This window comes from Rhizobacter fulvus (assembly GCF_964020785.1).
Genome location: NZ_OZ224516.1, coordinates 3,308,421 through 3,331,452 on the forward strand (window position 1 = coordinate 3,308,421; position 23,032 = coordinate 3,331,452).

The 23,032-nt window shown below is 68.1% G+C and carries 22 protein-coding genes; 12 read left to right on the plus strand and 10 right to left on the minus strand.

Going from position 1 to position 23,032, the window contains the following annotated elements:
- Nucleotides 1-2 precede the first annotated feature (2 nt).
- The 9 genes from ACWH49_RS15860 (at nucleotide 3) to ACWH49_RS15900 (ending at nucleotide 8,862) form a co-directional block, all read left to right on the plus strand.
- The gene (locus ACWH49_RS15860) at nucleotides 3-542 is read left to right on the plus strand and encodes a serine O-acetyltransferase (protein ID WP_448172322.1); all 540 of its coding nucleotides are present in this window, start codon (nucleotides 3-5) and stop codon (nucleotides 540-542) included.
- The gene (locus tag ACWH49_RS15865; protein ID WP_448172323.1) at nucleotides 539-1,528 is read left to right on the plus strand and encodes a glycosyltransferase; all 990 of its coding nucleotides are present in this window, start codon (nucleotides 539-541) and stop codon (nucleotides 1,526-1,528) included. The genes ACWH49_RS15860 and ACWH49_RS15865 overlap by 4 nt, the downstream gene beginning before the upstream one ends.
- On the plus strand, nucleotides 1,528-2,763 hold the full coding sequence (locus tag ACWH49_RS15870; protein WP_448172324.1) for a glycosyltransferase family 4 protein: 1,236 nt from the start codon (nucleotides 1,528-1,530) through the stop codon (nucleotides 2,761-2,763). The genes ACWH49_RS15865 and ACWH49_RS15870 overlap by 1 nt, the downstream gene beginning before the upstream one ends.
- Nucleotides 2,760-3,971, plus strand: a complete 1,212-nt coding sequence (locus ACWH49_RS15875) for a glycosyltransferase family 2 protein (protein ID WP_448172325.1) — start codon at nucleotides 2,760-2,762, stop codon at nucleotides 3,969-3,971. Before ACWH49_RS15870 ends, ACWH49_RS15875 begins: the two co-directional genes overlap by 4 nt.
- On the plus strand, nucleotides 3,955-5,094 hold the full coding sequence (locus ACWH49_RS15880; protein WP_448172326.1) for a WecB/TagA/CpsF family glycosyltransferase: 1,140 nt from the start codon (nucleotides 3,955-3,957) through the stop codon (nucleotides 5,092-5,094). The genes ACWH49_RS15875 and ACWH49_RS15880 overlap by 17 nt, the downstream gene beginning before the upstream one ends.
- Nucleotides 5,095-5,098: 4 nt before the next feature.
- Nucleotides 5,099-5,698, plus strand: coding sequence for a serine O-acetyltransferase (locus tag ACWH49_RS15885; protein ID WP_448172327.1), 600 nt, complete (start codon nucleotides 5,099-5,101; stop codon nucleotides 5,696-5,698).
- A complete protein-coding gene (locus ACWH49_RS15890) occupies nucleotides 5,695-6,987 on the plus strand; it encodes a glycosyltransferase family 4 protein (protein WP_448172328.1) in 1,293 nt (430 codons plus the stop codon). The genes ACWH49_RS15885 and ACWH49_RS15890 overlap by 4 nt, the downstream gene beginning before the upstream one ends.
- A gap of 117 nt (nucleotides 6,988-7,104) precedes the next feature.
- The gene (locus tag ACWH49_RS15895; protein WP_448172329.1) at nucleotides 7,105-7,992 is read left to right on the plus strand and encodes a hypothetical protein; all 888 of its coding nucleotides are present in this window, start codon (nucleotides 7,105-7,107) and stop codon (nucleotides 7,990-7,992) included.
- Nucleotides 7,993-8,013: 21 nt separating this feature from the next.
- Complete coding sequence (locus ACWH49_RS15900) at nucleotides 8,014-8,862, plus strand: hypothetical protein (protein WP_448172330.1); 849 nt, start codon at nucleotides 8,014-8,016, stop codon at nucleotides 8,860-8,862.
- On the opposite strand, the gene ACWH49_RS15905 is transcribed toward ACWH49_RS15900, so the two are convergent.
- Together ACWH49_RS15905 and ACWH49_RS15910 are read right to left on the minus strand one after the other, a co-directional pair.
- Nucleotides 8,853-9,272 carry a hypothetical protein gene (locus ACWH49_RS15905; protein ID WP_448172331.1) on the minus strand — a complete coding sequence of 140 codons (420 nt, stop codon included), beginning with the start codon at nucleotides 9,270-9,272 and terminating at the stop codon, nucleotides 8,853-8,855. The genes ACWH49_RS15900 and ACWH49_RS15905 overlap by 10 nt on opposite strands.
- Nucleotides 9,273-9,294: 22 nt before the next feature.
- On the minus strand, nucleotides 9,295-10,104 hold the full coding sequence (locus ACWH49_RS15910; protein WP_448172332.1) for a DUF1996 domain-containing protein: 810 nt from the start codon (nucleotides 10,102-10,104) through the stop codon (nucleotides 9,295-9,297).
- 55 nt (nucleotides 10,105-10,159) lie between these two features.
- On the opposite strand from ACWH49_RS15910, the gene ACWH49_RS15915 reads away from it, so the two are divergent.
- Nucleotides 10,160-10,654, plus strand: a complete 495-nt coding sequence (locus tag ACWH49_RS15915; protein ID WP_448172333.1) for a hypothetical protein — start codon at nucleotides 10,160-10,162, stop codon at nucleotides 10,652-10,654.
- 466 nt (nucleotides 10,655-11,120) lie between these two features.
- Here ACWH49_RS15915 and rfbA read toward each other — a convergent pair whose 3' ends face one another.
- From rfbA to ACWH49_RS15955, 8 genes are all read right to left on the minus strand, one after another.
- A complete protein-coding gene (rfbA, locus tag ACWH49_RS15920; protein ID WP_448172334.1) occupies nucleotides 11,121-12,011 on the minus strand; it encodes a glucose-1-phosphate thymidylyltransferase RfbA in 891 nt (296 codons plus the stop codon).
- 29 nt (nucleotides 12,012-12,040) lie between these two features.
- Complete coding sequence (rfbD, locus tag ACWH49_RS15925) at nucleotides 12,041-12,937, minus strand: dTDP-4-dehydrorhamnose reductase (RefSeq protein WP_448172335.1); 897 nt, start codon at nucleotides 12,935-12,937, stop codon at nucleotides 12,041-12,043.
- Complete coding sequence (gene rfbB / locus ACWH49_RS15930) at nucleotides 12,937-14,001, minus strand: dTDP-glucose 4,6-dehydratase (protein WP_448172336.1); 1,065 nt, start codon at nucleotides 13,999-14,001, stop codon at nucleotides 12,937-12,939. Before rfbB ends, rfbD begins: the two co-directional genes overlap by 1 nt.
- A 40-nt stretch (nucleotides 14,002-14,041) precedes the next feature.
- A complete protein-coding gene (locus tag ACWH49_RS15935; RefSeq protein WP_448172337.1) occupies nucleotides 14,042-15,343 on the minus strand; it encodes a nucleotide sugar dehydrogenase in 1,302 nt (433 codons plus the stop codon).
- Nucleotides 15,344-15,360: 17 nt separating this feature from the next.
- A complete protein-coding gene (locus tag ACWH49_RS15940) occupies nucleotides 15,361-16,809 on the minus strand; it encodes a mannose-1-phosphate guanylyltransferase/mannose-6-phosphate isomerase (RefSeq protein ID WP_448172338.1) in 1,449 nt (482 codons plus the stop codon).
- Nucleotides 16,810-16,836: 27 nt separating this feature from the next.
- Complete coding sequence (galE, locus tag ACWH49_RS15945) at nucleotides 16,837-17,859, minus strand: UDP-glucose 4-epimerase GalE (RefSeq protein WP_448172339.1); 1,023 nt, start codon at nucleotides 17,857-17,859, stop codon at nucleotides 16,837-16,839.
- On the minus strand, nucleotides 17,856-19,127 hold the full coding sequence (locus ACWH49_RS15950; protein ID WP_448172340.1) for a hypothetical protein: 1,272 nt from the start codon (nucleotides 19,125-19,127) through the stop codon (nucleotides 17,856-17,858). The genes galE and ACWH49_RS15950 overlap by 4 nt, the downstream gene beginning before the upstream one ends.
- A gap of 84 nt (nucleotides 19,128-19,211) precedes the next feature.
- On the minus strand, nucleotides 19,212-20,606 hold the full coding sequence (locus tag ACWH49_RS15955) for an undecaprenyl-phosphate glucose phosphotransferase (protein ID WP_448172341.1): 1,395 nt from the start codon (nucleotides 20,604-20,606) through the stop codon (nucleotides 19,212-19,214).
- Between the two features lie 233 nt (nucleotides 20,607-20,839).
- Here ACWH49_RS15955 and ACWH49_RS15960 point away from each other — a divergent pair, with 233 nt between their 5' ends.
- Entirely contained in the window at nucleotides 20,840-21,355 is a 516-nt protein-coding gene (locus ACWH49_RS15960) for a hypothetical protein (protein ID WP_448172342.1), read from the plus strand.
- A 73-nt stretch (nucleotides 21,356-21,428) separates the two neighbouring features.
- The gene (gene ubiB, locus ACWH49_RS15965) at nucleotides 21,429-22,976 is read left to right on the plus strand and encodes a ubiquinone biosynthesis regulatory protein kinase UbiB (RefSeq protein WP_448172343.1); all 1,548 of its coding nucleotides are present in this window, start codon (nucleotides 21,429-21,431) and stop codon (nucleotides 22,974-22,976) included.
- Nucleotides 22,977-23,032 lie beyond the last annotated feature (56 nt).

Below are 23,032 nucleotides of genomic sequence, written 5' to 3' on the forward strand. Positions count from 1 at the left end.
ACGTGTTCGCGAACATCAAGCAAGATCTCCGCGCGCAGGGCGGCGATTTCGGCGCACAGGGCTTCTGGGCGCTGGTCGTGTACCGCTTCGGGCGCTGGCGCTACGGCGTTCGGCCGGCGTGGTTTCGCAAGCCGCTGTCGCTGGTCTACAAAGTGCTGTTCAAGTTCGTGCAAATCCTGACCGGCATCGAGTTGCCGTGTGAGGCGGTCATCGGGCCCGGTTTTGTGATCGATCATTTCGGCGGCATCGTGATCAGCGGGTATGCGCGCTTCGGCGCCAACTGCCGGATTCGCAACGGCGTAGTGGTGGGCTTGGGGCGATTGGACGAGCCCACGGCGCCGGTCTTCGGCGACAACGTGGACATCGGCGCCGGCGCGAAGGTGCTGGGGCCGATCCGCATCGGCAACAACGTCGTGATCGGCGCGAATGCGGTCGTTCTCTGTGATGTCCCTGACGACTGCCTGGCCGTTGGCGTCCCGGCGGTCGTCAAGCCACGAACCCGCCGTACGCCTGCTGCCGCTGGCGGAGGTGATGCGGCATGACGCCGTTCGCTCAGAGCATTGTCGGCGTGATCGTCATCGGTCGAAACGAGGGCGAACGCTTGCGCCGCTGCCTTGCTTCCACGCTGCCCGACGCGACTGCGCTGGTCTATGTCGATTCCGGCTCGACCGATGGATCACCCGACCTCGCGCGGGCCATGGGTGCCGACGTGGTGGCGCTCGACATGACGCAGCCCTTTACGGCCGCGCGCGCCCGCAACGCTGGCTGCATTCGGTTGCGTGCGCTGCTCCCGAATGTCGAGCACGTGCAGTTCGTCGACGGAGATTGCGAGGTCGACAAGGCGTGGATTGCTCGCGCCGGTGCATTCCTGCAAGCCAATCCCGAGGTGGCCGCGGTCTGTGGTCGGCGGCGGGAGCTTTTTCCCGAGCATTCCGTCTACAACAGGCTGTGCGACATCGAATGGAACACGCCGGTCGGCGAAACCAAGGCCTGCGGCGGCGATGTCCTGATGCGCGCCGATGCGCTGCAGCAGGTCGGCGGTTACCGCGACGAGTTGATCGCCGGCGAGGAGCCCGAATTGTGTGTCCGGCTGCGCGCGAGAGGGTGGCGGATCTGGCGGCTCGACGCGGAGATGACGCGCCACGACGCGGCGATGACCCGATTCGGCCAGTGGTGGCGACGTTCGAAGCGAGCGGGCTTCGCATTTGGCGAGGGGGCCCGCCTGCATGGTGCGCCGCCCGAACGCCATTGGATGCGCGAGGCGCGCAGCGCGTGGGTGTGGGGGGCGTTGATGCCCGTCGCGACGATCGTCGCGGCCATCGCGTGGGGTCCGCCAGCATTGCTGGGATTCCTCGTCTATCCGCTGCAGGTGGCACGGCTCGGTCTCGGACTTTCGGGACTGGGTCCCGCACGTTGGCCACGTGCCCTGTTCCTGGTGCTCGGCAAGTTCCCGGAGGCGCAGGGACTCTTTCAGTCGTGGTGGATGCATCTTCGCCAGCGGCGCGCGGTGCTGATCGAATACAAATGATGAGTACCTCACCGCCCTCCCGGCTGCGCGTCGCGTACCTGATCAACCAATATCCGAAGGTTAGTCACAGCTTCATCCGTCGCGAGATCCAGGCGCTCGAGCGCCAAGGGCTTGAAGTCGTGCGCTTCGCCGTGCGCGGCTGGGACGATGCGTTGGCCGATCCGGCCGATGTCGCCGAACGCGCCCGAACCAGGTACCTGTTGCAAGGAGGCTGGCTGACGCCGTTGCGGTCGGCGCTTCGCCTCGCGCTCACGCGGCCGAGGTTGTTTTCCGGCGCAGTACGACTGGCATGGTCGATGTGGCGAAATTCCGATCGCACGCTTTTTCATCACCTCGCTTACCTGATCGAGGCGGCGGTGCTGGTCGCGTGGTCGGCGCAGGAGCGCGTTGCTCACTTGCATGCCCACTTCGGCACCAACCCGGCCGAGGTGGCGATGTTGGCACGTGCGCTTGGCGGTGCGCCCTACAGCTTCACCGTGCACGGGCCGGAGGAGTTCGATCATCCGCTCGCCCTCGGCCTCGGCCAGAAAGGGAAGGATGCGGCGTTCGTCGTGGCGATCAGTTCGTTCGGCCGCAGCCAGTTGTTTCGTTGGCTGCCCTTGACGCACTGGGAGCGCGTGAAGGTCGTCCACTGCGGTCTCGAGCCGGCGTTTCACCAGGCGGTGGCGCGCTCCGGCGGCAAGGCTGAGCGCCTGGTCTGCGTGGGCCGGCTTTGCGAGCAGAAGGGGCAACTGCTGCTTGTGGAAGCGCTACATCGGGTGATCTTGCGCGGGACGCCCTGCGAACTGGTGCTGGCCGGCGACGGCGAGATGCGCGAAGACATCGAGACGCTGATCGAGCGATTGGGGCTGCACGCCCATGTTCGCATCACCGGCTGGATCGGAAGCGCGCAGGTCCGAGACGAGATTCTCGCTGCGCGCGCGCTCGTGCTGCCGAGTTTCGCGGAGGGGCTGCCGGTGGTCCTCATGGAAGCGATGGCATTGCGCCGGCCCGTCATCACCACCTACGTTGCCGGCATCCCGGAACTGGTGCAGGACGGCACGAATGGATGGCTGGTCCCGGCAGGAGACGTCGACGCGCTCGCCGATGCGATGGTTGCCTGCCTCGGTGCAGCGCCGGAGGCGCTCGAGCAGATGGGCGACGCCGCGCATGCGCGTGTGCTGGTCCGGCACGATGTCGATCGCGAAGCGGAGAAGCTGGCGGCGCTCTTTGGCGCTTCGAGGGTCGCGGCGTGAGCGCGCGCGAGTTCGTTGGCTTGGTGCTGCTGTTGCTGACGTGCGTTGCCGCGTGGCCCGCCGTTCTCCTGTGCGCGCAAGTCGTGGCTGCCGGGTGGAAGCGCGAGCGTCATGCATCTTCGCCCGCGGTCGAAAACCAGAGCCGCGTGCCCTATGCGGTGGTGATGCCCGCGCACGACGAAGCTGCCGGTATCGGCGCCGCGATCCGGGCCGTTCGCGAGCAACTGGGGGATGCGGATCGCCTGCTGGTCGTGGCCGACAACTGCAGTGACGAGACCGCAGCGATTGCTCGGGCGGCCGGTGCCGAAGTCACCGTGCGCACCGACTTGCAACGTCGAGGCAAAGGCTATGCCCTCGACCACGGCGTGCGCTGGCTCGAGCAGGCGCCCCCCGGTGTCGTGATCATCGTGGACGCGGACTGCATTGTCGCGCCGCGTGCACTGGAGCGCCTGGCGAATCGATGTGCGGGCACCGGTCGTCCGGTGCAGGCGCTGTACCTGATGCATGCGCCTCCGGGTGCGCCGTTGCGCCTGCGCATCGCCGAGTTCGCATGGCGGATCAAGAACCGCCTGCGCCCGTTGGGCAGCTCGGTCTTCGGCTGGCCGTGCCAGTTGATGGGCACGGGCATGGCGTTCCCCTGGCCGCTGATTCAGGCGGCGCCGCTGGCCACCGGCCATCTCGTCGAGGACATGCAGCTCGGGCTGGACCTCGCAGCCGCCGGTTCACCGCCCTTGTTCTGCGCACAGGCGCTGGTCAGCAGCGTGTTCCCGAGCGACTCGGAAGGCGCGCGCGCGCAGCGCACGCGTTGGGAGCATGGTCACTTGTCGGTCATCGCCAGCGTGGGCCCGCGCTTGCTCACGCAAGCCCTGAAGCGCCGCGACGGCATGCTGGCGGCGATGGCACTGGACCTGATGGTGCCGCCCCTCGCGGCACTCATGCTGGGACTCGTGGGCTTTGCGTTCGTCGACGGGTTGTGGTGGTGGTTCGCGGGCGACGCGCGCGCTTTCGCGCTGGCGGTATCCGCCTTGCTGGTGCTGGTCGCGGGCGTGCTGCTGGCCTGGTCGAGCGATGGACGGCAGAGCGTCTCGCTGCGCGAACTCCTTGGGCTCCCCGGGTACGTCGCTGCGAAAATCCCGGTCTATGTTCGCCTGTTCACCAAGCGCCAGATCGAATGGGTCCGCACCAAGCGCGATGACCGCTCGTCCTGACCCTCACGTCGAGCACGCGGTGCCGCCGCGCCGCGCCAATTTCGGCCGCACGCTGGTGTGCATCCTCGGCCTGCCGTTCGACGCGGTCGATATCGCTCAGGCCGTGCAACGCATCCGTGACGCCGCGTTCGGCGGACAACGCTGTTTCGTCTCGACTCCGAACCTGAATTTCGCGATGGCGGCTCAGCACGATGCGGCATTTCGCGACTCGGTGTTGCACAGCGATCTCAGTCTGGTCGATGGCATGCCACTGGTGTGGATCGCGCGCGCATTGGGACGTCCGATTCGCGAACGCGTTTCGGGCGCCGATGTCTTTGAGGCGCTCGCAGCGCACGCGGGGCCGCCGGTGGACGTCTTTCTGTTCGGTGGCCCGCCGGGCGCCGCAGCTCAGGCCTGCGAGCGGATCAATCAGCGTGCGGGAGGCGTGCGCTGCGTGGGTTTCGATGCGGCAGGCTTCGGATCGATCGAGGCGATGAGCAGCGACGCGCAGATCGACCGCATCAACCGCAGTGGCGCTCACTTCGTGGTTGTCGCGCTCGGTGCGGCAAAAGGGCAGGCGTGGATCGAGCACAATGCGCCGCGACTCGCGGCCCCGGTGCTGTCGCATTTGGGCGCGGTGGTGAACTTTGCCGCCGGCACCGTCCAACGAGCACCGAGCTGGGTGCAGGCCGCCGGTCTCGAGTGGTTGTGGCGCATCAAGGAGGAGCCGGCGCTGTGGCGACGCTATGCACGCGACGGATTGGCGGCGCTGAGCGTGCTACTGACCTGCGTGCTGCCAGATGCGATCCGCACGCGCCGCCGGGATACGCACGCTGTGGGCAGTCTGGACGTACTGTGCGAACCGCGCCGCGACGTTCTGCGTCTGCAGGGCGATTGGCGCGATGGCGCGCACCTGGAGGCGCTCCGAAGCGCGCTTGCGAAGCTCGCCACGAATGTCGAGCGCGGTCTGGGCGTCGATCTTGCCGGCGTGACGGATCTGGGCAACGAATGCACTGCGCTGCTGCTGTGCGCGCGGGGTTGGTGGGATCAACGCGGCGGGTTCGCGGTGACCGCCAGCAGTGGAGCGGTGCGGGCGTCGTTGCGGCGTCGTCTGGCCGCGCGCGTGTTGTTGGGAGCCGACTGATTCCATGAACGGTTTGAACTCCAGTTCCGGCCCCGGGACTGCCGCGACTGTGGCGGCGCCGCCGCGCGGGCTGCCATCACCGCACGCGCCCGATTGGTCGCGCGAGGCCAAGGCATTCTGGGCCTGGGATCCGTCTCGCTCACTGCTTGCCAGCCTGCGCACCTACCAGCGGTTGCGTCATTCGGCCCGACCTGACCACGTGCTGCGGCGCTGGCTTGCCGTGCTGCGCCACCGTTTCTGGAGCGTCGTCACCGGCGCGGACGTTCCGTTGGTCTGCCGCATCGACGGCGGCCTGCTGATGCCGCATCCCAATGGCATCGTCGTGCATCCCGATGCGCGGATCGGTCCGAACTGCCTGCTGATGCAGCAGGTCACGCTGGGAACCGGCGGGCCGCTCGCGGGCGCCCCCGTGCTGGTCGGCCATGTGGACATCGGCGCCGGCGCGAAGGTGCTCGGCGGGGTAACGCTCGGGGCGCACGCGCAAGTCGGCGCCAACGCCGTCGTGCTGCGCGACGTGCCGACGGACCGAACGGCGGTCGGCATTCCGGCTCGTATCGTCGAACCCGCGGCGATCGCGCCGGGCACGCAGGACACCGCGCCATGACGGGCGCTGAACCGCGCGTTCTGATTGCCGCGGAGCACGCGTCCGCCCGGTTCGGCGGCGAGGCGGCGCTGCCGCTTCACTACTTCCGCGTGCTGCGCGGCCGCGGCGTCCCGGTGTGGCTGCTGACCCATGCGCGCACGCGGGAGGAAATGGTCGCGCTGTTTCCCGATGAACAGCGGATCCATTATGTCGAAGACACCGCATGGCACCGCGCGATGTGGCAGATCGGGCGACGCTTGCCGGACCAGATCTCGTATTTCACGACCGGATTCCTGTCGCGACTGTCCACGCAGCTGGCCCAACGTCGGCAGGCGCGGCGCCTGGTGCGCGAGCACGGCATCACCGTGGTGCACCAACCGATGCCCGTTTCGCCGCGCGAGCCGTCGATGCTGTACGACCTCGGTGCGCCCGTCGTCATCGGCCCGATGAACGGCGGCATGGATTACCCGCCGGCGTTTCGGCGCAACCGCGGCCCCGCCGAGCGTGCGCTGCTCGGCTTGGGACGCCGCGCGGCCAGCCTCCTGAATCGGCTGATGCCGGGCAAGCGCCGCGCCGCAACCCTGCTGGTGGCCAACCTGCGCACCCGGCAGGCGCTGCCCGCCGGCGTGTGCACGCATGTCGTCGAGCTGGTCGAGAACGGGGTGGACCTGAGGCTCTGGAACGCGGCCGACCTGGAGGTTGCGGACCTGCCGGCATCCGAGGTCGTGACCTTCGCGTTCATGGGGCGGTTGGTCGACTGGAAGGCGGTGGATTTGCTGCTTCGGGCGTTCGCCCAGGCGCGCACGCGAGCGCCGATGCGCCTGTGGATTCTGGGCGATGGGGCCGAACGATCGAGCCTCGAAGGGCTCGCCGCCGAGTTGCAGATCGCCGGCGCCGACGACACGGCCGAAGGGCGTGTTCATTTCGCGGGCTGGATGCCGCAGGCCGTGTGCGCCCAGCGCCTTCGACAAGCCGATTGCCTCGTGCTGCCGAGCCTGCTGGAATGCGGCGGCGCGGTCGTGCTCGAGGCGATGTCCATGGGCAAGCCCGTGATCGCCACCGCGTGGGGCGGACCGCTCGACTACCTGGACCCGAGTTGCGGTGTGCTGGTCGCACCGGGATCGCGCGCCGACATGGTCGATCGTTTCGCCGCCGCGATGGCGGCCATGGCAGCATCGGCTCCTCTGCGGCTTCGCATGGGCCGCGCAGGTCTGGTCAAAATCAAGCAGCAATTCGACTGGGAACTGAAGGTCGAGCGGATGATGGCGGTGTACCGCGACGCCGCCACCCGCCACGCGACCCGAGGCTGACAGCCGACAAGAACAGGAAACTCCATCAGCATGACCCCTTCCCAGCCATCACCCGGCGTTCGACGATCGGTCTACTGCGTCCTCAGCGCGCGGTCGCTTCCTTATGCCGACAAGGCCATGGAAAGCCTCGTTGCGCACAGCGCCGACGACATCGACCTGACGCTCATCACCGACGGCGACGGCGACAAGACCGCCCTGGTCGGCGCGATGCAAAAACTCGACGTGCCCGCGCGTCACACTTGGCGCGTGTGTGCGCAACAGGAAGCGGACGACCTGGCGAGTTCGGCGTTGACGCGCCACCCGAACATCGCCGCGTTTCGATTCGGGCATCCGTGCTGGCGCAAGATCACCGACCCTCTGCTGTTCGCTGCGCCGGCCGCCGAGATGGTGATCCTCGACCCGGACCTCTACTTCCCAAATCGCTTCCGCTTCGAGCCGACGCCTGCCACTGGCCTGTTGTTGATGCACCAGCCGCCGAGTTGTCTGTTGCCTCACGAGGTCGTCATCCGCGCGTACGACCATGACATCAAATTGGCGCACCACGTCGACATCGGCGTCGCGCAGGCGCGCAACAGCTTCGACCTCGACTGGCTCGACTGGCTGATCGAGAAGCTCGGCGGAAAGACGCTGCCGCGTGCGATGCACATCGAGGCCATCGTCTGGGCGGCGCTGGCGATGCGCGAGGGTGGGGGCTACCTCGACCCCGAGCACTGGCATTGCTGGCGCAATTCACAGTGGAAGCGGCTCGCGCTGCGACTCGGCGCGTCCGGTCGCTCGGTGCTGCGGGTCGAGCACTTCGACCGCATGAAGTGCTTCCACGGCGGTGGCGTCGCCAAGTGGTGGGTGCCCGAGGCGCTGAAGGCCGGCGACCTTCCCCCAGCGACGGAAATCCGCGAGGTCCGGTCTCCGATGCCGTTTGAAGAGTTGACGCGACAGGCGTACGAATCGACCCAGCGCTTGAAGGCGTTGGCGCGTCGCATGGGCTACTACCAACTGGTCAAGTGAGGCTCCCGAAAAAAGATCGCGATGAAGTTGCTGTGGAAACTGGTACGGGGCGTATTCCGTTCGGACTGGTCCAAACGGATGGCGCGCCGCGCGTTCATGCGCTCGATCTTGCCGATGGTCGACCAGGGTCCCGACACCTCTCGACTGCGCGTCCTGGTGCTCGGTGTTTACCTGGCGGATCGGCCTAACACGGCCGCTCACCTGGTTCGGGAGTTCGCAGCCGGGCACCGTTTGGATGTCGAACAACGCTGGGCGGCGATGGGTTCAGCAACCGACGATCCGATGCTGCAGCGCGTGACCGTGCTCACCGTCCAGCAACCCACCCCCAAGTTCGCACTGATCAACAGCCTGATCGCCGGTCTGGATGTCGATCGCTTCGATTACGTGCTGGTCGTCGATGACGACATCCACGTGCAACCGGGCTTCCTGAGCGCGTTCCTCCTGCGGCAACGAGCATTCGGCTTTGCCCTGGCACAACCGGCGCGTGCATGGCACAGCTATTTCGACCATTCCTTCGCGCTGCGTCGGCCCTGGCTCGCCGCACGCCAGACGCGTTTCGTGGAATGCGGGCCGCTGGTGTCTTTCAGCCGGGATGCCGCGCGCCTGTTGATCCCGTTTCACGCCGAGAGCGAGATGTGGGGCATGGATCTGGTCTGGCCCGTCGCACTCGAACGCGCGGGTCTGACGTTGGGCATCGTCGACGAGATCGCGGTGGACCACAGCGTGCGGGGCCAGGCCACCTCTTACGACCGGTCGACCGAACTGGCGGCCATGAGCGACTTCCTTGCTCGCACGCCTCACATCGCTTCGGAAGACGTCTTCAAGGTGGTCAAGCGATTCCGTCCGTCCGATCGAACGCGCTATCTCTGAGGCGGATAAAGAAAATACTTCGATACCGGGCCCCAGTCGCTGCCCGGGATCTTCCACTCCAGTTGTGCGTCCGGCGCGGCGCCTTCCACGACGATGTAGTAGGGTCGTCCGACGTCGAAATCGAGCACCGACTGCCTCGCCACGGTCAGGAAGACCTTGCCCCCGCCGCGAACCCGGAACTCATGCTTGCCCGGCAACATCGAGACGATCCAGCCCTTGCCCTCCTTGAGGCCGGTGCCGGGCCCGAGGCGTCCGCAGGACCCTTGCGCATGCGCGCGCTGGGCCTCCTGGTCGGTCGGTACGGGCGTCAGTGCGAACGCATTGGCCGCGACGCAGAGCAGTAGAGGAAGCAGGACTTTCATGAGTTGTGCGTCCGAGGGCACCTGCAGGTAGCCATCGGACGCATCCATTGCGGTTCGTCGATCGAGCGGGTCAGAACATCATCCGCCCGTCACCCAGCAGGTGGCTGTGGCAGTCCTTCAGATTCTGGATGCAGTTCTTGGCCCAGGTGTTGCTGATCGTAGCGTCCCAGCCGTTGAACCAGTCGGCATGCGACGAATAGCCACCCGGCAGGCTGGGGTCGTAGTTGTCGGACGACAGCCGCCAGCGCTTCGGCGAGTTCAGTTCCTTCACGACGTAAGCGACGTTGAACGTGATCGAAGGGATCGGAACCGGATGAGTCGCCGGGCAGACGCGCATGAACCAGCCTTGGGTGCTCGTCGGATCCGGAACCAGAACCCCGTAGCTCATGTGGCTCTTGTGGTCAGGCGAATCGAGATTGACGCCGTCCCAGCAGGTCGGGAAGAAGATCTCGCTCCACATCGTCGCGCCGACGTCGCAGTTCGGGATCACCGAACCGTACTGGTCGTTCGAATTGTTCGGGCCGCCGATGCACTTGAAGCGCATGCTGAACACGTCGGGATGAGGGGCGGATGCGTTCGGGTCGCCGGCGATCATGCGCAGCCCGGTGGGGATCGGGTTGGTCGCTGCGGCGCCCATCAAGCTCATCTTGTAATAGACGCCGATGCTGTCGGGGACGATCGGAGTGCCGTCCTTGGTGTCGATCATGGTCGGCACCCAGTAGGCTGAACGGTTGGCGATGCCGCCACGGCAGGTGGAATTGCCGCTCGTGCGAAGGGATTCTGGCGTGGAGTCGGCATTGACACCCGTGTTGCCGAAAAACGTGTGCAAGTGGGACTTGCCGGCCTGGCCGGGAAACACGATCGGATCGTCGAAGCTCATCTTCGACACCGTGCAGGTCGTACGGAACGCGCCCTCGCCAGCGGGTGCGACCTCGGTGGTCGCTGCCACATTGAACGTGCCGACGCCATTGGAGGGGGCGGCCAGCTTGCTCGTGTCGATGTACGGCATGAACGACGAGGTCGCCGGGGCCGGGGCGGGCGCAGGCGCAGGCGCAGGCGCCGGTGCAGGCGCCGGCGCCGGTTCGGCGATCGGGGCCGGAGCGGGCGCGGGCGCGGGCGCGGGCGCCGGTGCCGGCGTCGCGGTCGACGTGGTCGTCGTGGTCGTCGACGTGTCCTTGTTGCGCCCGCGGCCGTTCCCGCCCGCGGCCTGGAGTTGGGACATCGAACCGTCGGCCGTCAGCGAATCGACACCGAGCGACGCGGCGCCATCGCCGCCGCCGCAAGCGGACAGCACGGCGGCAAACAGGACACACAGCGCGGTCGGCGCTGCAACGGGAGGGCGGGTCGGGCTGCGGTGCTGGTTCATGTCGGTCTCTGCTCGTCGTGAGATCACCACCTCGCGCGCGCGGCGCGCACGTGCGTTGTGGTGAAGGGCTGCGAGAGGACCGACGGAATCGGTATGGCGCGAGACGCGCGGTTCGCGGGAAAGGACCACCCGGCTGGCATCCAGTTCGGCTGGTGATGTCTGTATCGGAAGGGCGGGCGCGGGCCTTGAACGGTATTGGGGCCGCGAGATGTTTCGTCAGTAACCTCCCGTAAGCGCAGCCTCGACCAAAGCGGGTCATGCGTGAGCGACAGGAGGGACATGGCCGTCGGTGGCCGGAGAGCCGGCGCCAGATGCAGGAACGGCTGGCTCAGTGCAGGGGACGTGCCGATCCGGCGCGCGTACGGATTCGGACCCGGCGCGTCGCGTTTCAGGCGGAGCGACGCTCGGGGCTGTAGCGGCTTCTTACATTCGCGACCGCCGCTGGCGCACGGCCGGGCAGGTCGATACCTGGGTTACGAGTCCACACACCTCGCAACACGCCGCGCATCCCGGCGCGGCGCGTGCCTCAGTCAGTAGACGCGATCGACCAGCAGCCGCTTCAGGTACTGGCCGTATCCGTTCTTCAGCATCGGCTGCGCCAGCGCTTCGAGCTGCGCGGCGTCGATCCAGCCGGAGCGGTAGGCGATCTCCTCGGGACACGCCACCTTGAGACCTTGCCGCTTCTCGAGCGTTGCGATGAACTGGCCGGCCTCCAGCAGGCTGTCGTGGGTGCCCGTGTCCAGCCACGCATAGCCGCGTCCCATGATCTCGACACTGAGCTCGCCCTGGCGCAGGTAGACCGCGTTCAGGTCGGTGATCTCGAGTTCGCCGCGTGGCGACGGCTTGATCTGGGCCGCGATGTCGCAGACCTGCTCGTCATAGAAATAGAGCCCGGTGACGGCGTAGTTGGATTTCGGCGCCTTGGGCTTCTCCTCGATGCTGAGGGCACGGCGTTGCGCATCGAACGCGACCACGCCGTAGCGCTCGGGATCGGTGACGTGGTAGGCGAACACCGACGCGCCGCTGGCGCGCGCGGCCGCCACCTCGAGCTGGCGCTGCAGATCGTGGCCGTAGAAGATGTTGTCGCCCAGCACCAGCGCGCTCGGCTGGCCGGCGATGAACTCGCGGCCGAGGATGAAGGCCTGTGCCAGGCCGTCCGGGCTGGGCTGGACGCAGTAGCTGATGTTCAGGCCCCAGCGGCCGCCATCGCCGAGCAGCGCCTCGAAGCGCGGGGTGTCCTGCGGCGTGCTGATCAGCAGGATGTTGCGGATGCCGGCCAGCATCAGCGTGGCCAGCGGGTAATAGACCATCGGCTTGTCGTAGACCGGCAGCAGCTGCTTGCTCATCGCCAGCGTCGCCGGGTGCAGCCGGGTGCCGGAGCCGCCGGCCAGGATGATGCCTTTGCGATTGGGATGGGTCATGGCGCAGTCAGTTGAAGTGGAAGGGGCGCTCAGCCGAGCACCTCGGTCAGCATGCGCTCGACGCCGCTCTGCCACGCCGGCAGGTGCAGGCCGAACGTCTCGCGCAGCTTCACGGTGTTCATCCGCGAGTTGCCGGGCCGGCGGGCGGCGGTGACGAAGGCGCTGGTCGGCACCGGCTCGATCGCGCCCGGCGCAACCCGCAGGTCCTGCCCGTGGGCGCGCGCGAACTCGATCACGTGGCGGGCGTAGTCGAACCAGCTCGTCTCGCCGGAGGCGACGGCGTGGTAGGTGCCGGCGACCTCGGGGCGCTGCGCCGCTGCGCGGAGCACATGGGCGCTGATGTCGGCAAGGAGGTCCGCGCCGGTGGGCGAGCCGATCTGGTCGTCGATGACCGTGAGGCGGTCCCGCTCGCGGGCGAGCTTCAGCATCGTCTTCGCGAAGTTGCCGCCGCGCGCCGCGTAGACCCAGCTGGTGCGCAGGATCACGTGGCGGCAGCCGCTCGCGCGGATCGCGTCCTCGCCCTCCAGCTTGGTGGCGCCGTAGACGCTCAACGGGCCGGTCGGCGAGTCCTCGACCCAGGGCGTGCTGCCGCTGCCGTCGAACACGTAGTCGGTGCTGTAGTGCAGCAGCCAGGCGCCCAGCGCGGCGGCCTCGCGGGCGATCACCGCGGGCGAGGTGGCGTTCAGGGCGCGCGCCAGCGCGGGCTCGCTCTCGGCCTTGTCGACCGCGGTGTGCGCCGCGGCGTTCACGATGATCTGCGGCGCCACGGCGCGCACGGTCGCGGCGAGCGATTCGGGCTGCGAGAAGTCGGCCCGCAACGGCCCGGGGGTGTCGAAGTCGAGCGCGACCACCTCGCCCAGCGGCGCCAGTGCGCGCTGCAGCTCCCAGCCGACCTGGCCGTTCTTGCCGAGCAGCAGGATCTTCATCAGGCGGCCCGCGCGCTGTAGTTCGTGTCGACCCATTCGCGGTACGCGCCGCTCTGCACGTGCTCGACCCAGCCGGCGTTGTCCAGATACCAGCGCACGGTCTTGCGGATGCCGGTGTCGAAGGTCTCGGCCGGTCGCCAGCCCAGTTCGCGTTCGACCTTGCGCGCATCGATCGCGTAGCGCCGGTCGTGGCCGGGGCGATCCGTGACGTAGGTGATCAACCGGCTGTAGCTGCCGGCCGGGTCGGGTCGCATTTCGTCGAGCAGCGCGCACACGGTGTGGACGATCTCGATGTTCGGCTTCTCGTTCCAGCCGCCGATGTTGTAGACCTCGCCCGGCCGGCCGCCGGCCAGCACCGCGCGGATCGCGCTGGCGTGGTCCTTCACGTAGAGCCAGTCACGCACCTGCTGGCCATCGCCGTAGACCGGCAGCGGCTTGCCGGCGAGGGCGTTGACGATCATCAGCGGGATGAGCTTCTCGGGGAAGTGATAGGGCCCGTAGTTGTTCGAGCAGTTGGTCGTGACGACGGGCAACCCGTAGGTGTGGTGCCACGCCCGCACGAGGTGGTCGCTCGCGGCCTTGCTGGCGGAGTAGGGGCTGTTCGGCTCGTAGGTGTCGGTCTCGGTGAACGGCGCGTCGGTCTTCGACAGCGAGCCGTACACCTCGTCGGTCGAGACGTGGTGGAAGCGGAACGCCACCTTCGCCGGCGCATCGAGTGCCGACCAGAACGAGCGCGTCGCCTCGAGCAGCGTGAACGTGCCCTCGACATTGGTCTTGATGAACGCCGCCGGCCCGTGGATGCTGCGGTCGACATGGCTCTCGGCTGCGAAGTGCACCACCGCGCGCGGGCGATGCTCGGCGAACAGGCTGTCGAGCAACGCGCGGTCGCCGATGTCGCCCTTGACGAACACGTGGCGCGCGTCGCCCGTCAGCGACGCCAGGCTCTCCAGATTGCCGGCATAGGTGAGCGCGTCGAGGTTGAGCACCGGCTCGTCGCTGCCCGCGAGCCAGTCCAGCACGAAATTGGCGCCGATGAAGCCGGCGCCGCCTGTGACGAGAATCATGTCGAAGGTCCGATGAAGAGGTTGAAGAGGCGAGGGCGCATCACAGCCGCCACACCGTCAGGCCCGCGCTGCGCAGCGCAGCGGCGTCGAAGCCGGCCTTGACGTCGATGAAGCAGGCCTGCAGCGCGGCCTTCGCGACGATCTGGTCGCACTGCAGCGCGCGGTAGGCGCGGTGCGCCACCGCCGCGACGATCGCGTCGGCGCGCGGCAGATCGTCCCAGGCCGAGAGTTCGAGCCCGTATTCATGCAGCGCTTCGGCCGCGTCGGCCTGCGGGTCGTGCACGAACACCTGCACGCCGTAGCTGCGCAGCTCGGCGACGATGTCGACGACCTTGCTGTTGCGCAGGTCCGCACAGTCTTCCTTGAAGGTCAGGCCGAGCACGGTGACCTTGGCGCCTTTCACCGGGCTGCCGTTGGCGATCATCTGCTTGATCGTCTGCTCGGCGATGTACTTGCCCATGCCGTCGTTGATGCGCCGCCCGGCCAGGATCACCTGCGGGTGGTAGCCGAGCATCTCGGCCTTGTGGGTCAGGTAGTACGGGTCGACGCCGATGCAGTGCCCGCCGACGAGGCCGGGCTTGAATTTCAGGAAGTTCCACTTGGTGCCGGCGGCCTCCAGCACCTCGCTGGTGTCGATGCCGATGCGCTCGAAGATGATCGCCAGCTCGTTCATCAGCGCGATGTTCAGGTCGCGCTGGGTGTTCTCGATCACCTTGCACGCCTCGGCGGTCTTGATGCTGGAACAGCGGTGCACGCCGGGCTCGACGACACGTTCGTAAAGATGCGCGACCCGCTCGAGCGTCTCGGGGGTGTCGCCGGCGACCACCTTCAGGACGTTCGTGAGCATGTGCTCGCGGTCGCCCGGGTTGATGCGCTCGGGGCTGTAGCCGACGAAGAAGTCGCGCTTCCATCGCAGGCCGGACGTCTGCTCGAGCACGGGAATGCAGATCTCCTCGGTCGCACCGGGATAGACGGTCGACTCGTACACGACGGTCGCACCGCGCTTCAGGTGCGGGCCGAGGCTGCGGCTCGCGCCGATCAGCGGGCCGAAGTCGGGGATGTGCGCGGCGTCGACCGGCGTGGGCACCGCGATCAGCACGAAATCCGCATCGCGCAGGGCGGCTGGATCGTCGCTGTATTCGGCGTGCAGCGCGAGTGCCATGGCCTCGTCAGGAATCTCGCGCGAGGGGTCGCGGCCGCTGCGGCAGGTCGTGACCTTGTCGGCCAGCACGTCGAAGCCGATGGTGCGCAGGTGCTTGCCGAACTCGACCACCAGCGGCAGGCCGACGTACCCCAGGCCGATGACGGCCACGACGGGAGAGCCGGGTGCGGAGGTGGTCATGGGTGGAGCGGGCGTGACTACAGCGCGCGGCCGTAGGTGTCCTCGAAGCGCACGATGTCGTCTTCGCCCAGATAGCTGCCCGATTGCACCTCGATGATCTCGAGCGGCACCTTGCCCGGGTTCGCGAGCCGGTGGGTCGTGCCCAGCGGGATGTAGGTGCTCTGGTTCTCGCTCAGCAGGATGACCTGGTCGCCGTTCGTCACCTCGGCGGTGCCAGACACGACGATCCAATGCTCGGCGCGGTGGTGGTGCATCTGCAGGCTCAGGCTCGCGCCCGGCTTGACCATGATGCGCTTGACCTGGAAGCGCGCGCCGGAATCGATGCTGTCGTACCAGCCCCAGGGCCGGTGCACCTGGCGGTGCAGCGTGTGCTCGGTGCGGCCGGCGCCCTGCAGGCGGCCGACGATGGCCTTCACGTCCTGGCTGCGCGACCGGTCGGCCACGAGCACCGCATCGGGCGTCTCGACGACGATCACGTTGTCGAGCCCGACCACGCCGACCAGCCGGCTGGTCGCGTGCACGAGCGTGTTGCGGCTGTCGCTGACCAGTGAATCGCCGTGGCTCGCGTTGCCCGCACTGTCCTTCGGGCTGACCTCCCACACAGCGTCCCACGCGCCGAGGTCGGACCAGCCGGCATTCATCGGCACCATGCGGATCTCGAACTCGGGCGACTCCGGGCAGCGCTCCATCACTGCATAGTCGACCGACTCGCTCGGGATGGCGGCGAAGGCGGTGCGGTCCGGGCGCACGAAGCTGGCATCGACGCTGCGGCCGGTCCAGGCGGCGCGGGTCGCGTCGAGGATGTCGGGCCGGAAGCGTTGCAGCGCGGCCAGCCAGACCGACGCGCGCACGACGAAATTGCCGCTGTTCCAGAAATAGCCGCCTTCGGCCAGGTAGCGCTGCGCGGTCGCCAGGTCGGGCTTCTCGACGAACTGCGCGACAGTGAGCTCGGCGCCCGCTCCGCCGATGCAGCGCAGGTAGCCGAACCCCGTCTCCGGGCCGGTCGGGTCGATGCCGAGCGTCACGACGGCGCCATCGGCCGCGGCGCGCACGGCGCGCTGCAGCGCGGCGGTGAACGCCGACTCGTCGGTGTATGCGTGGTCGGCCGCCGTGACGACGAGCACCGGATCGTGGCCGCCTTCCTGCGCCTGCAGCGCCGCCAGCGTCATCGCCGGCGCGGTGTTGCGGCCCATCGGCTCGAGCAGCACGGTCGCAGGCGGCAGCGCCAGCTCGCGCAGCTGGTCCAGCACCAGGAAGCGGTGTTCCTCGTTGCCGACGATGCAGGGCGCGGCCACCGCGATGTCGGAGGCGTCGAGCGAGGCGAGGCGGCGCACCGCCTGCTGGAACAAGCTCTGGTTGCCCTGCAGCACCAGGAATTGCTTGGGGTGCTGCGCGCGCGACAGCGGCCACAGCCGCGTGCCGCTGCCGCCGGCCATGATGACGGGTTGAACGGAAATGGGGGTCATCGTCGTGATCGTTGTTTCAGGGACGGCTCAGCCCGCCAGTCCGTTGGGGTTCATGCGCTGCCAGCGCCAGCTGTCAGCGCACATGGTGTCGAGGTCGCGCTGCGCGGTCCAGCCGAGCACGCGGCTCGCCAGGCTGACATCGGCGTAGCTGGCATCGACGTCGCCGGGACGGCGCGCGACGAAATCGCACGGCACGCTGACGCCGCTCGCCCGTTCGAACGCGCGCACCACTTCCAGCACGCTGTGGCCGCGTCCCGTGCCGAGGTTGGCCGTGATCGACTGGCCGCTGCCGAGCAGGTGACGCAGCGCTTCGACGTGGCCGGCGGCGACGTCCTGCACGTGGATGTAGTCGCGCACGCCGGTGCCGTCGGGCGTAGCGTAGTCGTTGCCGAACACCTGGAGGCGCGCGCGCTTGCCGACCGCGACCTGCGTGACGTAGGGCATCAGGTTGTTCGGCGCCCCGCGCGGGTCTTCGCCGATCAGGCCGCTCTCGTGCGCGCCGACCGGGTTGAAGTAGCGCAGCAGCGCGATCGCCCAGGCCGGGTCGGCGCGGCCGACGTCGCGCAGGATGTCCTCGCCCATCAGCTTGGTGGCGCCGTACGGGTTCATCGCGGCCAGCGGCGCGTCCTCGCGGATCGGCAGCGATTCGGGCTTGCCGTAGACGGTGGCGCTGGAGCTGAATACCAGCCGCTTGCAGCCGTGGCGCGCCATCGTTTCGCTCAGGGTCAGCAGCCCGCCGATGTTGTTCGCGTAGTACGCCAGCGGCTTCGCGGTGCTTTCGCCGACCGCCTTGTAGGCCGCGAAGTGCACGACGGCGTCGATGCGCTCGCGCGCGAACAGCGCGTCCAGCGCACCGGCGTCGCGCACGTCCATCCGCTCGAACACCGGGGCACTGCCACTCAGGGTCTGGAGGCGGTCCAGCACCTGCGTGGCGCTGTTCGAGAAGTCGTCGATGCCGACGACACGGAAGCCGCTGGCCAGCAGGCTCAGCCAGGTGTGGGAGCCGATGAACCCGGTGGCGCCCGTCAGCAGGATGCGCGCGTCGTTCATCGCAAGGTGAACTGGGCGTTGCAGCCGATGACGTTGGCGTCGTACGAATAGGCGCCGGCGCTGCGCCCTTCGTGCGACAGGTTGCAGCCGAGCTGCCAGGCGCGCGCCGGCACGTAGTTGACGCCGACCGAGACGGTGCGGAAGTGGTCGCTCGACGACGAGTTGTTGTTGTTGCCGCGGCGGTACGTCGTGTTGGCGTAGAAGTTCGTCTTCGCGGTCGCGGCGTAGTTGGCGCCGAAGACCAGCGTGTCGCTGGTCTGGTTGCTGCCGGTCTGGAAGGTGTTCTGCTGACCGGTGGCCGGATCGAAGTAGGTCGCCGACGTGGTGTTGGAGCCGGCGTCCCGGCTGATCGATGCGTTGAAGGCGAGCTTGGCGGTCGGAGCGTAGGTGGCGTCGAGCGCGCCGGTCAGGCCGGAGAAATCGCGGTTGCTGTTGTCGTATGTGACGCGCGAATAGCTCAGGCGCGCCTTGACGCTCGTCTGCGCGCTGTAGCGCCAGTCGGCCAGCAGGTCCAGGTTGTTGCTGGTGCTGCGGTCGGGGCGGTAGGCGTTGGGATCGTCCAGCGCGGGGTTGCGCACCGGGGGGGTGCTCCCGATGATCACGGGAGGAGGCGCAATGCCGTACGGCAGGTCCGTGCGCGTCGTCCGAAGTGCAGCGCCGACGGTCGTGAACGCGCCGATCCGATAGTTGAATCCGACACTGCCGCTGTCCGTGGTCGCGTTCGACACCAGCGACTGGATGCCGGAGTAGCGCGCGCGGCTGTGCGAGTAATTGCCGAACAGAGACACCAGCCCGTCGCCGCCCCAGCGGATGTCGGCGCTGAACTGTTCGGCCTTCAGCACGTTCTTGTCGGTGCTGGCCTGGATCGAGTTGCCGTTGAACTGCGCCAGGCTCTGGCTGGCGCTGACGTTGAAGCTGCCGGACAGCTTCTCGAGCGTCGCCCAGTCCCACCCGCCGCTCAGCGCGTAGCTGGTGTTGTCGAGGGTCTTTTCGTTCTGGTACTTGTTGTAGCCGACCCGCGCGTTCGCGTGCACGCGTTGGCGGCTGATCTGCTGGTCGAAGCCGCCGAGCAGGCTCGTCGTCGAATAGTTGTCCGACGGCCCGCCGTCGAAGCGGTAGACGTTCGAGTCGTGCGTGACCCCCTGGCTCACGCCCAGGTACCACGGGCTCGGCTCGTCGGCCCGGGCGACGGAAGCACCGGCGAGCAGCAGCGCGGCCGCGGCCGAGACACAGGTGACGCGGTGCAGGGTGGCCTTGTAAGGTTGCATGGATGGGTCTCCGGTGGCGGACATGGACGGCAATCGATCGGCCCGGGTCGGGTCGCGGGGCGGGGCGGCAGCCTGGGCAATCGCTCAGTAGGCATGCCGGTCGAAGAACAGCAGGCGGATCGTGCGCACGATGATCTGCAGATCCAGCCCCAGCGACCAGTTGCGCAGGTACTCCAGATCGTATTCGACCCGGGCCTGCATCTTCTCGATCGTGTCGGTCTCGCCACGGTGACCGTTGACCTGGGCCCAGCCGGTGATGCCGGGCTTGACCTTGTGGCGGACCATGTAGGCCTTGATCAGCTGGCGGTACTGCTCGTTGTGGGCGACGGCATGCGGGCGCGGTCCGACGATGCTCATCCGCCCCTGCAGCACGTTGATGAACTGCGGCAGCTCGTCGAGCGAAGTGCGCCGGATGAACGCACCGAACCGGGTGATGCGCGGGTCGTCCTTGGTCGCCTGGCGCACGACCGGGCCGTTGTCCTGAGAGCGCATCGAGCGGAACTTGTAGACCACGATCTCGCCGCCGTCCAGCCCGTTGCGGCGCTGCTTGAAGATGGCCGGCCCGGGCGAACTGAGCTTCACGCCGATCGCGATCGCCAGCAGGATCGGCGAGATCAGGATCAGGATGATCGAGCCGATCACGACGTCGCTGATGCGCTTGACCAGCTCGTTCGTGCCGGTGAAGGGCGTCTCGCAGATGCCCACGACCGGCACGCCGTTCATGTCCTGCAGCCGGCCCTGGATGATGCTGATGCCGAACACGTCCGGCACGAAGAACAGCGACGCGGTCGTGCCTTGCACCTCCTCGAGCAGCTCGACGATGCGCGGTTGCGAGCCCAGCGGCAGGGTGATGTAGACCTCGCGCACGTTGTGCTCGGTGGCGTAGGCCGCCACGTCCTTCAGGCCGCCCAGGCGCTTGACGCTGGCCTCCTCGTGCAGGCGGTCGTCGGTGCGGTCGTCGAAGAAGCCGACGAAGTCCACGCCGTAGTCGGCGCTCTCGGTCAGCGCCTTTGCCACCTTCACGCCCAGCGCGCCGCCACCGACGATGATCGCCGAGCGCCTGGCCTCGGGTCGCGCGGACAGGCGCTGCACGATCAGCTTGCCGATCCAGACCGCGAGCCATTGCAGCACCGGCGTGACGACCGCCCAGTTCAGCAGCACGCTGTTCTCGAAGTAGTGCAGGCTGCGGGTCGCATAGCCGCACAGCGCCAGGATGCCCAGCAGCATGACCCAGGACGAGAGGATGTCGACGCCGGCGGCGATCAGGTTGTCGCGGAAGCGGTTGCGGCCTGGGAACGTCAGCGCGAACACCAGCAGACACAGCGTCAGCGCGGGGCGGTCGATCAGTTCATCGGCATAGAGCGTCGCGACCAGGAACGTCAGCACCGTGATGCTGGGTTCCAGGAACGCAGCCACGAACGACGTCACGGACTGCGGCGCGCTGTAGAAAGTTCTCTTGTAGGTTCGGTCTTCAAACATGGGTTCTGAGGTCCGCCCACCGTCCGGCTGGAGCGACGGCGGCGCTGCACGTCGTGCGGCAAGATCGCGTCGACAGCCCCTTGCGTTGCGGCAGCCGGCACGCCAACCAAGCATGCCGCGTGCCTTCCTACGCGCCGGGCCGGCAACGTGACGGGCGATTCTCCATCAAAAACCGCGCCCGTTCTGGCCTGTGAACCGGGGGAGCCCGAAGTCACCGTGCCTACAATCCGTGCATGTTTCACACTATGTATTCAGCCTTCGGACAGGCTGCGATCGAGCGGCTGACCTTGGTCGCGAACCATGTGATCGCCTCCGAAGCGGTCGCCACCGAGCGGCTGCGCGCGCATGCGGGGCGTTGCATGCAGTTTCACTTCGAGGGCTGGCCGACGTTGCTGCCGGCCTGGCCGGCATTGATGTTCCGCGTCACGCCGGCCGGGCTGGTCGAGTGGTGCGGCGAGTCGCCGAGCGGCGAGCCGGCCCTGCAGGTCGCGATCGACGCGTCCAATCCGGCCCTGGCGCTGGTGCAGGCGATCGGCGGGGCGCGTCCGAAGGTCGAGGTGTCGGGCGACGCCGCGTTCGCCACCGACCTGAACTGGCTGTTCGACAACCTGCGCTGGGACGTGCAGGACGATCTGGCGCGCGTGATCGGCGCCGCGCCGGCGCGCGAGCTGGGCCGGGTGGCCGGCGGCGTGGCGGCCGGCGTTCGCGAGGCGGTGCGCACCCTCGGCGGCCTGGTGACGCGCGCATGAGCGGTTCGGGCCGAGTGCCGGCCCGCGGTTCCGTCGCGGCTCGACGCGGCGGCGCCTTGGACGCGGGGCTGCGTTGAGGCACCTCGCACGGCTCCTGGTCATCTGCGTCACGGTGCTGCGCTACGGGCTGGACGAGCTCGCGCTGTCGAGCTTCCGCCAGCGCTGGGTGCGGCTGCTGGTGCGCGTGATGACGGTCGGCCGCCGGCTCGACGCGCCACGCGGCGTGCGCCTGCGGCTCGCGCTCGAGCGCCTGGGTCCGATCTTCGTCAAGTTCGGCCAGGTACTGTCGACGCGGCGCGACCTGCTCCCGGCCGACCTGGCGGACGAACTCGCGAAGCTGCAGGACGACGTGCCGCCGTTCCCGGCCGAACAGGCGCGCGTGCTGGTCGAGCAGGCCTTCGGTCGGCCGATCGACGCGGTGTTCGCGCGTTTCGACGCCGAGCCGGTCGCCAGTGCCTCGATCGCGCAGGTGCATTTCGCGCAGCTCAAGGACGGACGCGAGGTCGCGGTCAAGGTGCTGCGCCCGGGCATGCTCGCGGTGATCGACGACGACCTGTCGCTGATGCGCACGCTGGCGCGCTGGGTCGAGCGGGCGTCGGCCGACGGCAAGCGCCTGAAGCCGCGCGAGGTCGTCGCCGAGTTCGACAACTACCTGCACGACGAGCTCGACCTGGTCCGAGAAGCCGCCAATGCCGCGCAGCTGCGCCGCAACATGCAGGACCTGAACCTGATCCTGGTGCCCGAGATGGTCTGGGAGTTCTGCACCCAGGGCGTGATCGTGATGGAGCGCATGAACGGCCTGCCGATCAGCCAGGTGCAGCGCCTGCGCGATGCCGGCGTCGACATCCCGAAGCTCGCCCGCGACGGCGTCACGATCTTCTTCACCCAGGTGTTCCGCGACGGCTTCTTCCATGCCGACATGCACCCGGGCAACATCCAGGTCTCGGTCGCGCCGGAAAGCTTCGGGCGCTACATCGCGCTGGACTTCGGCATCGTCGGGACGCTGACCGAGTTCGACAAGGACTACCTCGCGCAGAACTTCATCGCGTTCTTCCAGCGCGACTACAAGCGCGTGGCCGAATTGCACGTCGAGTCCGGTTGGGTGCCGCCGAACACGCGCGTGGACGAGCTGGAGGGCGCGATCCGCGCCGTCTGCGAGCCGCACTTCGACCGGCCGCTGAAGGACATCTCTCTCGGGCAGGTGCTGCTGCGGCTGTTCCAGACCTCGCGCCGGTTCAACGTCGAGATCCAGCCGCAGCTGGTGCTGCTGCAGAAGACGCTGCTGAACGTCGAGGGCCTGGGCCGCCAGCTCGATCCGGAGCTCGACCTGTGGAACACGGCCAAGCCGTTCCTCGAACAGTGGATGAATCAGCAGATCGGCTGGGCCGGGTTCGTCGAGGGGCTGAAGAAGGAGGCGCCGCGCTACGTCCAGCTGCTGCCCGAGTTGCCGCGGCTGATCCACCAGGCGCTGCAGCCGCGCGCCGCGGTCGAGCAGCGCCTGCTCGAGGCGCTGCTGATCGAGCAGCGGCGCACCCGGCGGATGCTCTACGGCACGGTCTGCGTGCTGGCCGGCGCGGCGCTGGGCGTGCTGGCGTCGCAACTCTGGCTGCACTGGCGCTGAGCGTACCGGCCGGGGCCGGGCCCGCCGCGGGCCGCGACGTATAATTCTGGGTTTTC

What these genes read in the sequence shown, in the direction of transcription:
- ACWH49_RS15880 (WP_448172326.1), top strand. Translation starts at nt 3,955, where the DNA reads ATGACCGCTCGTCCTGACCCTCACGTCGAGCACGCGGTGCCGCCGCGC.
- galE (WP_448172339.1), bottom strand. Translation starts at nt 17,859, where the DNA reads ATGAACGACGCGCGCATCCTGCTGACGGGCGCCACCGGGTTCATCGGC.
- ACWH49_RS15905 (WP_448172331.1), bottom strand. Translation starts at nt 9,272, where the DNA reads ATGGATGCGTCCGATGGCTACCTGCAGGTGCCCTCGGACGCACAACTC.
- ACWH49_RS15870 (WP_448172324.1), top strand. Translation starts at nt 1,528, where the DNA reads ATGAGTACCTCACCGCCCTCCCGGCTGCGCGTCGCGTACCTGATCAAC.
- rfbB (WP_448172336.1), bottom strand. Translation starts at nt 14,001, where the DNA reads ATGATTCTCGTCACAGGCGGCGCCGGCTTCATCGGCGCCAATTTCGTG.
- ACWH49_RS15890 (WP_448172328.1), top strand. Translation starts at nt 5,695, where the DNA reads ATGACGGGCGCTGAACCGCGCGTTCTGATTGCCGCGGAGCACGCGTCC.
- rfbA (WP_448172334.1), bottom strand. Translation starts at nt 12,011, where the DNA reads ATGACCCATCCCAATCGCAAAGGCATCATCCTGGCCGGCGGCTCCGGC.
- rfbD (WP_448172335.1), bottom strand. Translation starts at nt 12,937, where the DNA reads ATGAAGATCCTGCTGCTCGGCAAGAACGGCCAGGTCGGCTGGGAGCTG.
- ACWH49_RS15910 (WP_448172332.1), bottom strand. Translation starts at nt 10,104, where the DNA reads ATGAGCTTCGACGATCCGATCGTGTTTCCCGGCCAGGCCGGCAAGTCC.
- ACWH49_RS15955 (WP_448172341.1), bottom strand. Translation starts at nt 20,606, where the DNA reads ATGTTTGAAGACCGAACCTACAAGAGAACTTTCTACAGCGCGCCGCAG.
- ACWH49_RS15885 (WP_448172327.1), top strand. Translation starts at nt 5,099, where the DNA reads ATGAACGGTTTGAACTCCAGTTCCGGCCCCGGGACTGCCGCGACTGTG.
- ACWH49_RS15895 (WP_448172329.1), top strand. Translation starts at nt 7,105, where the DNA reads ATGGAAAGCCTCGTTGCGCACAGCGCCGACGACATCGACCTGACGCTC.
- ACWH49_RS15935 (WP_448172337.1), bottom strand. Translation starts at nt 15,343, where the DNA reads ATGACCACCTCCGCACCCGGCTCTCCCGTCGTGGCCGTCATCGGCCTG.
- ACWH49_RS15865 (WP_448172323.1), top strand. Translation starts at nt 539, where the DNA reads ATGACGCCGTTCGCTCAGAGCATTGTCGGCGTGATCGTCATCGGTCGA.
- ACWH49_RS15960 (WP_448172342.1), top strand. Translation starts at nt 20,840, where the DNA reads ATGTTTCACACTATGTATTCAGCCTTCGGACAGGCTGCGATCGAGCGG.
- ACWH49_RS15940 (WP_448172338.1), bottom strand. Translation starts at nt 16,809, where the DNA reads ATGACCCCCATTTCCGTTCAACCCGTCATCATGGCCGGCGGCAGCGGC.
- ACWH49_RS15950 (WP_448172340.1), bottom strand. Translation starts at nt 19,127, where the DNA reads ATGCAACCTTACAAGGCCACCCTGCACCGCGTCACCTGTGTCTCGGCC.
- ACWH49_RS15900 (WP_448172330.1), top strand. Translation starts at nt 8,014, where the DNA reads ATGAAGTTGCTGTGGAAACTGGTACGGGGCGTATTCCGTTCGGACTGG.